At 60.0% G+C, this 14,528-nt stretch carries 13 protein-coding genes; 6 read left to right on the top strand and 7 right to left on the bottom strand.

Annotated features, from left to right (window positions below; genetic code table 11):
- Window positions 1-158 precede the first annotated feature (158 nt).
- The 4 genes from HHJ18_RS04445 to HHJ18_RS04430 form a co-directional block, all read right to left on the bottom strand.
- On the bottom strand, window positions 159-3,062 hold the full coding sequence (locus tag HHJ18_RS04445) for a valine--tRNA ligase (protein ID WP_296911970.1): 2,904 nt from the start codon (window positions 3,060-3,062) through the stop codon (window positions 159-161).
- A 556-nt stretch (window positions 3,063-3,618) separates the two neighbouring features.
- A complete protein-coding gene (locus tag HHJ18_RS04440; RefSeq protein ID WP_296911969.1) occupies window positions 3,619-3,855 on the bottom strand; it encodes a DUF2783 domain-containing protein in 237 nt (78 codons plus the stop codon).
- Complete coding sequence (locus HHJ18_RS04435; RefSeq protein ID WP_296911967.1) at window positions 3,852-5,639, bottom strand: FAD-dependent oxidoreductase; 1,788 nt, start codon at window positions 5,637-5,639, stop codon at window positions 3,852-3,854. The genes HHJ18_RS04440 and HHJ18_RS04435 overlap by 4 nt, the downstream gene beginning before the upstream one ends.
- A 104-nt stretch (window positions 5,640-5,743) precedes the next feature.
- A complete protein-coding gene (locus HHJ18_RS04430; RefSeq protein ID WP_296911965.1) occupies window positions 5,744-6,418 on the bottom strand; it encodes a VOC family protein in 675 nt (224 codons plus the stop codon).
- Window positions 6,419-6,805: 387 nt separating this feature from the next.
- On the opposite strand from HHJ18_RS04430, the gene HHJ18_RS04425 reads away from it, so the two are divergent.
- The 6 genes from HHJ18_RS04425 (at window position 6,806) to HHJ18_RS04400 (ending at window position 12,735) form a co-directional block, all read left to right on the top strand.
- Window positions 6,806-7,228, top strand: coding sequence for a rubrerythrin family protein (locus HHJ18_RS04425; protein ID WP_296911963.1), 423 nt, complete (start codon window positions 6,806-6,808; stop codon window positions 7,226-7,228).
- A gap of 108 nt (window positions 7,229-7,336) precedes the next feature.
- Complete coding sequence (locus HHJ18_RS04420; protein ID WP_296911961.1) at window positions 7,337-8,686, top strand: heterodisulfide reductase-related iron-sulfur binding cluster; 1,350 nt, start codon at window positions 7,337-7,339, stop codon at window positions 8,684-8,686.
- 12 nt (window positions 8,687-8,698) lie between these two features.
- Window positions 8,699-9,289 carry a DUF3501 family protein gene (locus tag HHJ18_RS04415; protein ID WP_296911960.1) on the top strand — a complete coding sequence of 197 codons (591 nt, stop codon included), beginning with the start codon at window positions 8,699-8,701 and terminating at the stop codon, window positions 9,287-9,289.
- Between the two features lie 86 nt (window positions 9,290-9,375).
- Window positions 9,376-10,152, top strand: a complete 777-nt coding sequence (yaaA, locus tag HHJ18_RS04410) for a peroxide stress protein YaaA (RefSeq protein WP_296911958.1) — start codon at window positions 9,376-9,378, stop codon at window positions 10,150-10,152.
- A 191-nt stretch (window positions 10,153-10,343) separates the two neighbouring features.
- The gene (queF, locus tag HHJ18_RS04405; protein ID WP_296911956.1) at window positions 10,344-11,189 is read left to right on the top strand and encodes an NADPH-dependent 7-cyano-7-deazaguanine reductase QueF; all 846 of its coding nucleotides are present in this window, start codon (window positions 10,344-10,346) and stop codon (window positions 11,187-11,189) included.
- A gap of 205 nt (window positions 11,190-11,394) precedes the next feature.
- Window positions 11,395-12,735 carry an anaerobic C4-dicarboxylate transporter gene (locus tag HHJ18_RS04400; RefSeq protein WP_296911954.1) on the top strand — a complete coding sequence of 447 codons (1,341 nt, stop codon included), beginning with the start codon at window positions 11,395-11,397 and terminating at the stop codon, window positions 12,733-12,735.
- Window positions 12,736-12,900: 165 nt separating this feature from the next.
- Here the strand turns inward: HHJ18_RS04400 and HHJ18_RS04395 are convergent, their stop codons facing one another.
- The 3 genes from HHJ18_RS04395 to HHJ18_RS04385 form a co-directional block, all read right to left on the bottom strand.
- On the bottom strand, window positions 12,901-13,761 hold the full coding sequence (locus HHJ18_RS04395; RefSeq protein ID WP_296911953.1) for an enoyl-CoA hydratase-related protein: 861 nt from the start codon (window positions 13,759-13,761) through the stop codon (window positions 12,901-12,903).
- Between the two features lie 14 nt (window positions 13,762-13,775).
- Window positions 13,776-14,087, bottom strand: a complete 312-nt coding sequence (locus HHJ18_RS04390) for a hypothetical protein (RefSeq protein ID WP_296911951.1) — start codon at window positions 14,085-14,087, stop codon at window positions 13,776-13,778.
- A gap of 262 nt (window positions 14,088-14,349) precedes the next feature.
- The gene (locus HHJ18_RS04385; RefSeq protein WP_296912259.1) at window positions 14,350-14,514 is read right to left on the bottom strand and encodes an ABC transporter C-terminal domain-containing protein; all 165 of its coding nucleotides are present in this window, start codon (window positions 14,512-14,514) and stop codon (window positions 14,350-14,352) included.
- Window positions 14,515-14,528 lie beyond the last annotated feature (14 nt).

The raw sequence follows: 14,528 nt of genomic DNA, 5'->3' as shown, positions 1-14,528 counted from the left end.
ACTGTCACGTCGCCGGACTAGAGCCCGACCTGGCGTGAGAAATTCGCGTAAGCGCGCTAGTCTGCAAGAAAGCTTCAAAAAAAGGGATGGCCGGGTGGGCATCTTACTTTTGGATGTCTTGATGCCGGCGGCCACCAAATAGTTGAATAGCCGCTCGGCTATTTCAAGCGTAGCAGTTGTTCCCTGATTTTTTCCAGTGTGGCCGTGAAGTCTGCCAGGCGCTTGCGCTCCTGCTCCAGTACGGCCGGTGGTACCTTGGCCACAAAAGTCTCGTTGGCCAACTTGGCATGGACCTTGACCAGTTCGCCTTCCAGGCGCGTGGCTTCCTTGCCCAAACGGGCTTTTTCAGCGCCCACATCCACTTCCATGTACAGGCAAACTCTAGCCTCTCCGACCACGGCCACGGGCGCTGCCTCTGCAGCGGCCGCCCATTCGGCCTCCAGGGTGAACACCTTGACTTCACTGAGCTTGGCCAGCGCCTTGAGCACCGGTGCCACGGCGCTCATGAAGGCGCTGTCGCCCAGCACGAACAGCGGCAGGCGGGTGGCCGGCGACACCTTCATTTCGCCGCGCAGGTTGCGGCAGGCATCGACCAGCGTCTTGAGCTTGGCCACATGCGCTTCGGCCTGTGGATCAATCTTCTCAGCCTGGCTTTGCGGATAGGCCGCCAGGCCGATGAAGGCGCCGCTTTTGCCCGCCACCGGCGCCACCTTTTGCCAGAGTTCTTCGGTGATGAAGGGAATCACCGGATGGGCCAGCCGCAATATGCCTTCGAGCGTGCGGATCAGCGTGCGGCGCGTGGCGCGTTTTTGCGCATCGTTGCCTTGCTGGATCTGCACCTTGGCAATTTCCAGGTACCAGTCGCAAAACTCGTCCCAGATGAACTGGTAGATGCTGCCGGCCACGTTGTCCAGACGGTACTCGGCAAAGCCCTTGGCCACGTCCAGCTCGACGCGCTGCATGGTCGACGAAATCCAGCGATCGGCCTGTGAGAACGACAGGTAGTTTTCAAACTCGCCGCCGGGCGCGCCTTGCGCCTTGCTGTACTCTTGCAAGCCGCAGTCCTGGCCTTCGCAGTTCATCAGCGTGAAGCGCGTGGCGTTCCAGAGCTTGTTGCAGAAGTTGCGGTAGCCTTCGCAGCGCTTGCTGTCAAAGTTGATGCTGCGGCCCAGGCTGGCGAGGGACGCGAACGTGAAACGCAGCGCATCGGCGCCATAGCCGGGAATGCCGGTGGGGAATTCCTTTTCGGTGTTCTTGCGCACTTGCGGCGCGGTTTCGGGCTTGCGCAGGCCTTGCGAGCGCTTCTCTAACAGCGGGGCGAGTTCGATACCGTCGATCAGGTCCACCGGGTCGAGCACATTGCCTTCAGACTTGCTCATCTTCTTGCCCTGCGCGTCCTTCACCAGGCCGTGGATATACACGTGTTTGAACGGCACCTGGCCGGTGAAATGCGTGGTCATCATGATCATCCGGGCGACCCAGAAAAAGATGATGTCGTAGCCCGTGACCAGCACGCTGGATGGCAGGAACAGGTCCAGCTCCTTGGTCTTTTCAGGCCAGCCGAGCGACGAGAAGGGCACCAGCGCCGACGAGTACCAGGTATCCAGCACGTCCTCATCGCGGCGCAGGGTTTTGCCAGGCGCCTGGGCCTGCGCGGCGGCTTCGTCGGTGGCGACATAGACCCTGCCGTCTTCGTCGTACCACGCCGGAATCTGGTGGCCCCACCAGAGCTGGCGCGAAATGCACCAGTCCTGGATGTTGCCCATCCACTGGTTGTAGGTGTTCACCCACTGCTCGGGAACGAATTTCACGGCGCCGCTGTCCACCGCGTCAATCGCTTTTTGGGCGATGGATTTGCCGGTCGGGTCTTGGTCGCTAACCTTGTTCACGGCGACAAACCACTGGTCGGTCAGCATCGGCTCGATCACCTGGCCGGTGCGGGTGCAGCGCGGCACCATCAGCTTGTGCTTTTTCACTTCGACCAGAAAGCCCTGCGCTTCCAGGTCAGCCACGACGGCCTTGCGGGCGACGAAGCGGTCTAGGCCCCGGTATTTCTCGGGCGCGTTGTCGTTGATCGCGGCGTCCAACGTCAGCACGCCGATGATTGGCAACTGGTGGCGCTGGCCGACCGCATAGTCGTTGGTGTCATGCGCGGGCGTGACCTTGACCACGCCGGTGCCGAATTCCTTGTCCACGTAATCGTCGGCAATCACCGGGATGTTGCGGCCGCACAGCGGCAGCGTAACTTCCTTCCCAATCAGGTGCCGGTAGCGTTCGTCTTCCGGGTGCACCATCACCGCCACGTCGCCCAGCATGGTTTCGGGCCGCGTGGTGGCCACGGTCAGCGAGCCTCCGTCGGCAGACGGCTTTCCATCTGCGTCGGCCAGCGGGTAGCGGATATGCCACATGAAGCCGTCTTCTTCCTCGCTTTCCACTTCCAGGTCGCTCACCGCGGATTTCAGCACCGGGTCCCAGTTGACCAGCCGTTTGCCCCGGTAAATCAGGCCCTGCTCATACAGCTGCACAAAGGTCGAAGTGACCACCTTGGACATTTTCGGGTCCATGGTGAAGTACTCGTGCTTCCACGACACCGAGTCGCCCATACGGCGCATCTGGCGCGTAATCGTCGAACCGGACTCTTCCTTCCATTCCCACACCTTGCTGACGAAGTTTTTGCGGCCCAGGTCATGACGGGTCTTGCCTTCACCCTGCAGCTTGCGCTCGACGACGATTTGCGTCGCTATGCCGGCGTGGTCGGTGCCGGGCAGCCACAGCGTGTTGTGGCCCAGCATGCGGTGGTAACGCGTCAGCGAATCCATGATGGTCTGGTTGAACGCATGGCCCATGTGCAGTGTGCCGGTCACGTTGGGCGGCGGCAGTTGGATGGAAAACGAGGGCTTGGCGGCGTCCAGCGTCGGCTCGTACTGGCCGCTTTGCTCCCACAACGGGCCCCAGTGGCTTTCAATCGCCGCCGGTTCAAACGACTTGGCCAGGCTGTCCAGCGCTGGCGTGGGCGGGAATTCTTTTTGGGCTTCAGGGGTGGGCGTGGCGGCGTCTGTCATGGCGGGCAATAAAAAACGGCATCGCAGGGATGCCGCCTGGGGTGGATGGGACTTGCCTGATTTTATTCGACAGCCTGCTCCGCCCGCCTGCGGCCATAAACGGCCTGCGCCTGTAGGCGGCAGCATTGAATGGATTTTGCAGTGCTATTGAATTGCTAGCTGGTAACGCCCGGATTTATTGGCTTGCGGGCCTTTTTTAGGCGTAAAACGGCTGTTTTCTGACTTGCGGGGGCAGTTTGAACCGGATTCAAACCCTTTCCGGCGGTCATTTTTGCCTATTTCATGCATTAAAAAGGCCTGCAGCCTCCTAAAAACATGCGTGAGCAGCTATTGAATTTATAGCGCTTGGAGACACGGAGTTGGCGCCGCGTGGGTTAAACGCCTGCCGTCATACGTGCGCGCTTTTGTCACGCGGGCGCATGTGCAACTGGGTTTCCGCCGTCGCGGGAACGACGGAAACAGCAGATCCCGACCGCCTTTTTCAACGTTAGCATGCGTCCTGCGTCTGTAGCACGATGGTTTTGACTTTGGTGCCGTCGAGCACTGGCTCTGCCGTCTAGGCGGCTGGCTCGCGGGCTGCGGCAATGCAGGCCTGCAGCAAAACCGTGTTGCCCAGCTGGTTGGCCATGATCAGGATCAGCCTGGCGTTGAATCGCTCGGACTCTTCAGGGCTTAGGCCATGGTGGGCGTCCAGCAGGTTCTCGTAAAACGTGTCGGCATCCTGAAAATGCAGACTGGTTTTAAGCGTGGTTTCACTGGCGCTGAAGGCGTTGGAAGTTCTCGATAAGGTCATGCGGCCTCCTGCTGCAGGTTGGCGCCGGTGCCCAGCGCCGCAGACAGGGCATGCACCAGCGAAGCGTCAATGCTCTCGCCGGTGGCGGCGACATAGCTGTCGGGCCGCAGCAGCGCCCAGGCGTGGCCAAAGACGTGGCAGGTGGCCTGCAGGTGGCCGTGCTGGTCCACGACATGTTCAAGCGCCACCGCCCGGTCACCCGGCGCGATCACCTGCACGCAGCGTATGTCGGACTGGAGCGAAAGCGCCCGCAGCCGCGCTGCTGCCGCGGCCGACAGGTCGCCGAAGATCAGCAACAGCAAGCGACCGGCCGCCCATTTAAAGAGGTCCAGCAATTCGCCCTGGCTGCCATTGGCCCAGGTCAGGGCGACGTTTTGCGTGGCCAAGCCGCCGCTGGGCTCGCAGGCCGTCGAACGCGTGTAGTTGTTGGGCGTGGACATGCGACCGGTATTGACCAGTTGCCGGGCAAACAGATGCTGGCGCGCCAGGCTGAGGGCAGCCGTGCGAAACAGCCGTTCAGCGCCGTCAGCCGGGCGCAAAAAGCGTGCGGTGCGGTTGGTGATGCGCACATTTTGTTGCGCCGCCTCATGCCTTTCCTCGTCATAGCTGTCTAGCAGGGGCGCGGCGGCGCGGCCTTGCAGCACCGCAGCCAGCTTCCAGGCCAGGTTGTCGGCATCCTGCACGCCCGAGTTGCCGCCGCGTGCGCCAAACGGGCTCACCACATGGGCCGCGTCGCCGGCAAAAAACACCCGGCCGTAGCGCAGGCTGTCCAGGCATTCGCTGCGGTAGGCGTAGGGGCCGACCCAGACGATTTCGCATTCCTCAACGCTGAGCGTGCGGCCAAACTGGGCATTGAGGCGGCCGCGCACCACGTCTTCGCGGCTGACTTCCTCCGGGTCGGCGTCGGGCGGCATCTGGTAGTCGATGCGCCAGACGCCGTCGGCCATCAGGTGCTGCCAGACGGCGCGCCCTTCGTTAAATGGCGCTTCTATCCAGGTGTGGCGTTCAACCGGCGGCGGGTTCTTGAAGCGCACGTCGGCAATGCACCAGCGGTCGTCGCCTTTTTTGGCCGTCAGCGTGGCACCGCACCAGGCGCGAAAGGGGCTTTTGGAGCCGCTGCAGTCAATCACATGCTCGGCCTCCAGAAAATACGGGCCGGCCGGGGTCACGATGGACAGCGTCGCGAATTCGGCATTCTGTTTGAACGCCGTGATGCGGTGGCTCCAACGGATGTCAATCAGCCGCTCTTGCGCATCGGCTTGGCACAGCTGCTCGACCAGAAAGCCCTCGATGTAAAACTGCTGGATATTGATGAAAGGCGGCTGCTGGCTCAGCGAGTGCGCCTGCTGCTGGCGCAGGTCAAAGGAGTAAACCTCGTCGGCCCCGGCAAAAGTGCGGCCCACGCTCCACTGCACGCCCTTGTTGGCGATGCGCTGGTAAATACCCAGGCGCTTGAAGATCTCCAGCGTTTTTTGCGCATAGCAAATGCCGCGCGACGACGCCCCCTTGACGCCCACCGTGTTGTCTTCGTCGAGCAGCAAGGCCTTGACGCCGTACTGCGCCAGTGCACAGGCCAGGCTCAGGCCGGTGACGCCGCCACCCACAATAACGACAGGGTGTCGCATTATTTCGCCGCTGCCGAGCTCGGGCGGTTCTACAAACGGGTATTCGGGTAGCACGTAGCCCGCGCCCTGGGCAAATTCATAACCGTTGGTAAAAGCTGGAGTCAGTGTTGCCGAGGTTAGCGAAGCAGCGACTGCGTCGTCTTGGGGGGTCTTCAGCATGGGTGGGGTGCTCCTGCAACAGCTTTTATCAATGATTTAGGGCTCTAGCCCATATGGGAAGGGCGCTAGCAGCTATTAAAAACATAGCAAATGCCGTCGCCAGGCTAAGCCCGCTTGGCGGCCTTTTCCGATTTTCCGGTCACTTCGGGCCGGTCGTTTTGCTGAGGTTTTAGCGCCTCGGGGGCCTGGCCCTGGGCGCGCTCTTGGCGCCACTGCTGCTTGCGCGCCGTCCACTCGGCCAGCCGCGCGTGGGCGGTCTGGCTTTCCTGCTGCATCTGCACCGCGTCCGCCAGCTGCGCGGTGAGTTCAAGCCGCACGCCATTCGGGTCAAAAAAGTAAATGCTCTTGAAGATATGGTGGTCCGTCACGCCCAGCACCTCGACGCCGTTGGTCTGCAGCCGCATTTTCATGGCTTCCAGGTCGGCAACGGAATCGACACGAAATGAAATGTGGTTGACCCACAGCGGCGTATTGGGCGAAGGCAAGGCCGCCTCGTCATTGCCTAGGTCAAAAAACGCGATGAAGGAGCCGTCCTGCAGGCGAAAGAAAAAGTGCGTGTAGGGACAGTATTCGCCGGTACTGGGCACGTAGTCGCTCTGGATGATGTGGTACAGCGGCAAGCCCAGAATGTCTTCGTAGAAATGCCGCGTTTCCTCGGCGTCTTTGGCGCGGTAGGCGTAGTGGTGCAGCTGGTGGATGGGCGCGGCGGCGGGCAGGCTGGTCAGGGGCAGGCCCCGAGCCGCCGCAATGAAAGGCGAGTCTTTGATGGGTGAATTCATGAGCAATCTCCTGAACCTTTTTTAGCGCCCTTTATGCGCGCTATCCGTTGTCTGCGCTGTCTGCGCCGTAATTTGCCGTCTCCACCGCTGAGCGGGCGCCCATTGAGCCCAGACGTAACCAATTCACTGTACCGTAACGCGGTGGGCCTGCCAAGCCTGGCAAAGTGCTGGTGCCAGGCGTGAGTAACAAAGGGCGAAAACAAGCCAACCATGGTTAAATAAAAAATGATTATTGATATGACTTGTCGGATAGTTTTTATCAACTATGTGCATTGATGGAGGCAATTAGACGCAGCGCTTTAATCGCGTTAATGTAGTTGGGTCTTCGGCCCTTTGGATCGAAGCGCCTCACTGTATTTATTTCATCAACACACTAAGGAGATTTCCATGGCTGCTCTCAAAGGCTCCCGCACGGAAGAAAACCTGAAAGCTGCATTTGCCGGCGAATCACAGGCGAACCGCCGTTATCTGTATTTTGCAAACAAGGCCGACATTGAAGGCCAGCCCGACGTGGCAGCGCTGTTCCGCTCTACCGCGGAAGGCGAAACCGGCCACGCCCATGGTCACCTTGAGTGGCTGGAGCAGTGCGGCGACCCGGCTACCGGCATGCCTTTCGGCGCCACCCGTGAAAACCTAGCGTCTGCCGTCGCAGGCGAGACCCACGAATACACCGACATGTACCCCGGCATGGCCAAAACTGCGCGTGACGAAGGTCACGACGAAGTAGCCGACTGGTTTGAAACCCTGGCCAAGGCTGAGCGTTCGCATGCCAACCGCTACACCAAGGCGTTGGCTGAACTGGTTGACTAAAACTCGTTGACTAAGCACTGAATGGTGCGTGTTGGGCGCTCTTTTGAGCGCCCAATCCAGACCTTTCCCAACTTGCTAACTTCCGAACTTCCAACAAGAGACAGACCCATGGCCACTGAAGGCAATCTGCAAGCCCCCACCCGTCACGCCATTGACTGGAAAAATCCCGACTACTACAACGAGGAAGCCTGCCTGCACGAGATGGAGCGCATCTTCGACATCTGCCATGGCTGCCGTCGCTGCGTGAGCCTGTGCGGCTCTTTCCCCACGCTGTTTGACCTGGTCGATGCCAGCAAAACCGGCGAGGTCGATGCGGTGGACAAGAAGGACTACCTGAAGGTGGTGGACCAGTGCTACCTCTGCGACCTCTGCTACATGACCAAGTGCCCTTACGTGCCGCCGCACCAGTTCAACCTGGACTTTCCGCACACCATGCTGCGCGCCAAGGCCATCAAGTTCAAAAAAGGCGAGGTCGGGCTGGGCGAAAAGTTTCTGGCCTCCACCGATGTGCACGGCAAGTTTGCCGGCATTCCCATCGTGGTGCAGCTGGCCAACGCGGTGAATAAAACCAAACCGGCGCGCGCCGTGATGGAAAAAGTGCTGGGCGTCGATAAAAACGCCTGGCTGCCCGAACTGGCGACCAAAAAATTCCGCTCAGGCGCGCTGGAGTCGCTGCCGTATCCGATCAAAGACGGCGTCAAGACACCTGGCAAGGTGGCGATCTATGCCACCTGCTACATCAACTACAACGAACCCGGCATTGGCCACGACCTGCTCAAGGTGCTGAGTCATAACGAAGTGCCTTATGTACTGGTGGAAAAAGAACAATGCTGCGGCATGCCCAAGCTGGAGCTTGGCGACCTGGACGCGGTCAACCGCAGCAAAGAAGCCAACATTCCGGTGCTGGTGAAATACGCCAAAGAGGGCTACGCCATCTTGAGCGCGGTGCCCAGTTGCACGCTGATGTTCAAGCAGGAAATCCCGTTGATGTACCCCGATGACGCTGACGTGCAGCTGGTCAAGGAGCACATGTGGGACCCGTTTGAATACCTGATGGCGCGCAAACGCGATGGTTTGCTGAAGACCGAATTTTCCGTGCCGCTCGGCAAGATCAGCTACCAAATCCCCTGCCACGGCCGCGTGCAGAACATCGGCAAGAAGACCGAGGAAATGCTCAAGATGGTGCCTGGCACCAGCGTGCAGACGCACGAGCGCTGCTCTGGCCACGCCGGCACCTTCGGCGTGAAAGTGCCCTACCACCAACAGGCTATGAAAATCGGAAAACCGCTGTTTAAAGCCATGGCCAGCCACAAGGATGGCGGCCTGCCCGATGTCATCAGCAGCGACTGTCCGCTGGGCGGGCACCACATTGCGCAGGGCTTTGAAGTCAATCAGCTTGGCACGCCGCCACAAAAACACCCCTTGACGCTGATACGCACGGCCTACGGTCTTGACTGACCTGGATTGACTATGAAAACCATCGGAAAAATCACCGCAGACAGCCTCATGACGCTGGAGGCTTACAGCAAGTACCGCAAGGAAAAAAAACTGGAGGTCATGGCGCACCGCCAGTTGCGCAGCGTGCATCTGGGCGAGCACATCAATGTGCAGTTCGAGAGCGAAACCAGCATCCGCTACCAGATACAGGAAATGCTGCGCCTTGAAAAAATCTTTGAGGAAGACGCGATTCAACAGGAAATCGACGCCTATGCGCCCTTGATGCCCGATGGCAGCAACTGGAAGGCCACGATGCTGATCGAGTACCCCGACGTCAATGAGCGCAAGCGGGAGCTGGCGCGTCTGATTGGGGTCGAGGACAGGCTGTTTGTAGAAGTCGAGGGCCACGTCCACGTCTATGCGATTGCCGATGAAGACATGGACCGCGAAAACGACGAGAAGACCTCGGCCGTGCATTTTGTGCGTTTCGAGCTGGACCCAGCCATGTGCGCGGCCGTCAAGGCCGGCGCCGGCGTCAAGCTCGGTTGCGACCACACGCATTACCCGGCGCATGTGACCATTCCCGCAGAAACGCTGACGTCGCTGGCCAGCGATCTGCGCTGATCCCGGGCTTTGCCGGCTGCGCCGCCCGCGGCGCGGTGCCGCTGTCGTAAAGTCAGGGCTTTGCTTCGCCCCAACTACCTCAAGCCATGCTGTTTTTACTCTCTCCCGCCAAAGCGTTGGATTACATTACTGCGCTGCCCCTCGCGGCGCACAGCAAGCCGCTTTTCACACAGCAGTCGGCCCAGCTGATCGATGTGCTCAAAACCAAAACACCGCAGCAAATCAGCACGCTGATGAAGCTGTCGGATGCGCTGGCGGGCCTGAACGTGGCGCGCTACCAGGTCTGGTCGCCAAAATTCACAGCCAAAAACTCCCGGCAGGCGGTGCTCGCCTTCAATGGTGATGTCTACGGCGGGCTGGCGGCCAAAACCCTCAGTGAGGCGCAGCTGGGCTGGGCGCAGCAGCATGTGTGCATTTTGAGCGGCCTTTACGGCGTGCTGCGCCCGCTCGACTGGATGCAGCCCTACCGGCTGGAAATGGGCACCGCGCTGGCAACCGCGCAGGGCAAAAATCTCTACCAGTTCTGGGGTGCCCAAATTGCCGACTACCTCAATGAACGTGCCGCCGCCGACAGCTCGCCGGTTATCGTCAATCTGGCCAGCCAGGAATACTTCAAGGCGGTGGACCGCAAGGCTTTGAAAGCGCGTGTGGTGAGCTGCGTGTTTGAAGAGTTCAAGAGCGGCAAGTACAAGATCATCAGCTTCAACGCCAAGCGCGCACGCGGCCTGATGCTGCGCTACGCGATTGAAAAAAAGCTGACCGCGGTAAGCAAGCTGCAGGGCTTTGACGCCGAAGGCTATCAATTCGAAGCCGCCGCGTCCGAACCCGATCGTTTGGTGTTCAGGCGCGGGCCGGGCCACTGAAACGCCAGGGATGTTAGCCGCCTGACCGCGCGGTTTTCTTGATTGTTGAATGAAATACCTTTCTAGCCCAGTATCTACGGGTGCAAGCAGCTGTGAAAATAATAGCAATTCTGACGCGTGACGGCTGAAATTGCGGGCCTTGCCGGTTCCGCATGGCAAGGGTGCAAAATCAAATTGAAGCCAAATTACCCATGAACACCCCTGATCAATCCCAACTGGGCAAGGCGTCCGGCTATGCCGACCAATACGATGCCGCGCTGCTGTTTCCGATGGCACGCGCCGCCAAGCGCCTGGAGCTAGGCGTCGCCGGCACCCCGCCATTTTTTGGCGCCGATCTGTGGACCGCCTTCGAGCTGAGCTGGCTTAACGCGCGCGGCAAGCCGCAGGTGGCGCTGGCGCACTTCACCGTGCCCTGCGAAACGCCCAACATCGTCGAGAGCAAATCCTTCAAGCTCTACCTGAACAGCTTTAACAACACGCGGTTTTCCGACGCTGCCGAGGTGCAGGCGCGGCTGCGCGCCGACATCAGTGAAGCGGCTTGGCGCGGCGCGCCGCAGCCGTCCATCGTGGGCGTAAAACTGCTGCTGCCCGAGCTGTTTGACCGCGAGCCGGTAGCCGAACTCGATGGCTTGAGCCTGGACCGGCTAGACATTGAGTGCAGCCGCTACACGCCGGCCCCCGACCTGCTGAGCGCCGCCGTTGATGAGCCGCCGGTGAGCGAGGTGCTGACCAGCAATCTGCTTAAAAGCAATTGCCTGGTAACGGGCCAGCCCGACTGGGGCAGCGTGCGGATCAGTTATTCGGGTCCGCAGATCAACCAGGAGGGCCTGCTGCAGTACTTGGTGAGCTTTCGCAACCACAACGAGTTTCATGAGCAGTGCGTCGAGCGCATCTTCATGGACCTGTGGACGCGCTGCCGGCCGGCCAAGCTGTCAATTTATGCGCGTTACACGCGCCGCGGCGGGCTGGACATCAACCCGTTTCGCACCAGTCATCCTCAAGGTTTGCCCGCAAATACGAGAACGGCGCGGCAGTAAGCCCACGCTTCGGGGCTGAATCTGTCGGCGCCACCGGTCTGTTCACAAAAGCGACCTACGGGCTGGCACAGGCGGCAAGCAGCGCCGCCCGGCTCGCGATGACGGCATTCATGACTTTCTTCGAATTGAGTCATATTTTTGGAGAATTAAGGGTTTTTACCAGTGTTATATTTCAAGTAATGAAATTTACCAATGGTATCCAAAAATGACACTTCTATTACAGCTCGCCGTGATTCTGATCTGCTTGTTTTACGGTGCGCGCAAAGGCGGCGTGGCATTGGGACTGCTGGGGGGGCTTGGCATCGTCATCATGACGTTTGCCTTCAAACTGCCGCCGGGCAAGCCGCCTGTGGACGTGATGCTCACCATCATCGCGGTGGTGGCGGCGTCGGCGACCTTGCAGGCCTCCGGCGGGCTGGAAGTTTTGCTCAAAGGTGCCGAACGGGTGCTGCGCCGCAACCCGAAATTCATCTCCATCCTGGCGCCGTTCGTCACCTGCCTGCTGACCATGCTGTGCGGCACCGGGCATGTCGTGTACACGATGCTGCCGATTATTTATGACGTGGCCATCAAGAACAACATCCGGCCCGAGCGGCCGATGGCGGCGTCCTCGATCTCCAGCCAGATGGGCATTCTGGCCAGCCCGGTTTCGGTGGCGGTGGTATCGCTGGTGGCTTTTTTGGCGAAGGCGCCAGAGGGCGGCGCGCCGATTGATTTCATCATGCTGCTGTCAATCACCATTCCCTCGACACTGACCGGTGTGCTGGCCATTGGCATCTTCAGCTGGTTTCGCGGCAAGGACCTCGACCGTGATGAGGCGTTTCAGGCCCGCATTGCTGACCCGGAACAGCGCAAAATCATCTTCGGAGAGAGCAACACGCTGATGGGCAAAAAACTGTCGACGGATCAGTGGACCGCGATGTGGATTTTTGTCACTGCCATTGCCGTGGTGGCGGTGCTCGGTGCTTTCCCGTCGCTGCGCCCAGTCTTTAACGGCAAGCCCGTGTCGATGGTGCTGACGATCCAGATGTTCATGCTGCTGGCCGGTGCCCTGATGATTCTGTTCACCAAAACCGACCCCATGCTGATTGGCAAGAGCGAGGTGTTTCGCGCCGGCATGATTGCGGTGGTGGCGGTGTTTGGCATCGCCTGGATGGCCGATACGGTGTTCGAGGCCCACCTGCCAGAGCTGAAAGCCGCACTGACCGACCTGATCAAGACCAAGCCCTGGACTTTTGCCATCGCGCTGCTGCTGGTGTCCAAACTTGTCAATTCCCAAGCGGCGGCTATTGCTGCCATGGTGCCAGTGGGTCTGTCGATTGGCGTGCCGCCGGGCTACATCGTCGCCTTCGCGGCGGCCTCTTACGGCTACTACATCTTGCCAACCTACCCGAGCGACCTGGCCGCAATCCAGTTCGACCGTTCGGGCACTACGCGCATCGGCAAGTACGTGGTCAACCACAGCTTCATCCTGCCCGGGCTGATCGGCGTCTCTACCTCCTGCCTGATTGGCTTTTTGCTGGTGTCGGCGCGCGGGCTGATTTGATGGCGGGACCGGCTACGGGCTTCCGCAAAAATCCTTAAAAACAGCAGACGCAGCGAGCCTTGCGTCTGTGCGGTCAACCTTGCAAAGAGGTTTGGCTTCTAGCCCAATCAATACGGGCGCCAACCGCTATTAAAGTGATAGCTACTTACCCCCGTATTGATTGGGCTACAGCCCGGTCTCATCAAAAGTTTTAAGCGGAATAAGGGCTGGAAAGTTGCCGGGGCGCTTGTCCTTCATGGCCGTCACCGCCTCGCGCACATGCTGGTTGCTCCAGATAGCGCCCTGCAGCCAGCCCATTTGTTTCAGCGCATCGTCTACCGAATGGTCGCGCGCATAGTGAATTGCCTGCTTGCTGCCCCAAATGGCGACGGGCGGTTTGCTGGCGATTTCACGCGCGCACTGCAGCGCACCGGCCAGCATGGCCTCGGGCGACTCGAACACCTCGTTGACCAGGCCGCAGCCCAAAGCCCTGGCTGCGCTGAGCCTGCGCCCGGTGTAGGCTAATTCCTTGACCAGCGCCAGCGGAATCAGCTTGGGCAGGCGCTGCAAGGTGCCGACATCGGCGACCATGCCGATGTTGATTTCCTGGATGCAGAAAAACGCGTCGGCGCTGGCGTAACGCAGGCAGCAGGCACTCACCATGTCCACCGCGCCGCCAATGCAGCCGCCCTGAATTGCTGCAATCACCGGGATGCGCAGCGTCTCCAGCTTGCTGAAAGTGGCCTGCATATTGCCCAGCAGGTCGAATATCGCCGCGCGGCCTTCGGGGCTTTGGTCGTCCATGGCGATGTCGCCACCAAAGGTTTCCAGCGCCATGCCGGCGCTGAAGTGTTTGCCGGTGCTGGAGATCAGCAGCACGCGTGCCTCGCCCTGCTGGTGAAGGGTCGTCAGCAGCTGATCGAGTTCACGCCAGAAAACCGGACTCATGGTGTTCATCGCCTGCGGGCGGTTGAGCACCAGGTGCGCAATCTGGTCGGTGGTGGTGAGGCTGAAACAGGTCAGGGGAGGGTGGCTGATGGGATGCATGCCTGCAATGTAAGTCAGGCCAGCAGGTCCAGCCAGTCGCACCTGAGACGCCCAGCCGTCTGCGCCCGGGCGCGCCCGTATACATAAAGCTTGGGCGTAAGAATGCCCAGCAGGCACAGCGGGTAGGCCCAAGGCGCCTCAAACGCAAAGGCCGGCAGCCAGCCTATCCAGCCCATCACCCAGAACGTCAGCGCCGCTTCCCATGCCTGGTATTCCAGCGGGCGCGCGCCTTGATGGTCGACCTGCCAGCGCTTGATGCGCTGTAATTGTGTCAAACCGAGGTGGTCCCAGGGATGGGTTCTGGAAGGTTTAGAAGGAACTGACATTGAAAGCCTCCGTGCGAAGCTTTCAATGTAAGTTTCGTGAAAGGTACTGTCAACACCTGTCAACAGTTCTGCCGAGGATTTTTCGTAAAAGAGCGTTCTAAATTAGCCGGCCGCGCGGCGCTACCCCGGGCCGGCAGTGGGCGGCAAAAGCGGTTTGCTATTAATTAGATAGCTGTTTACGCCCGTGTCTATTGAGCTAAAGGCCATAATCATGCTGAAACCAGCATCCTGTGCTGCGCCAGCAAGCGCCATTCAATTGGCCTCAAGCCGCCAGGTTTTCCCAGCGCTGCAGGGCTTGCATGAGGTCTTCCTCAAGGGTAGTGTTACGCGCAGTGAGTTCGGCGGCGCGCCTGGCATTGCTGGCGTACAGCGAGCCGTCGAAGAGTTCCTGCGCGATGGCTTTTTGCTGCGCCTCGAGTTGGGCGATGAGCGCCGGCAGGG

Source organism: Polaromonas sp., from assembly GCF_012927455.1.
Classification (GTDB): Bacteria; Pseudomonadota; Gammaproteobacteria; order Burkholderiales; family Burkholderiaceae_C; genus Polaromonas.
This window is presented reverse-complemented; position numbering and strand designations above follow the sequence as displayed.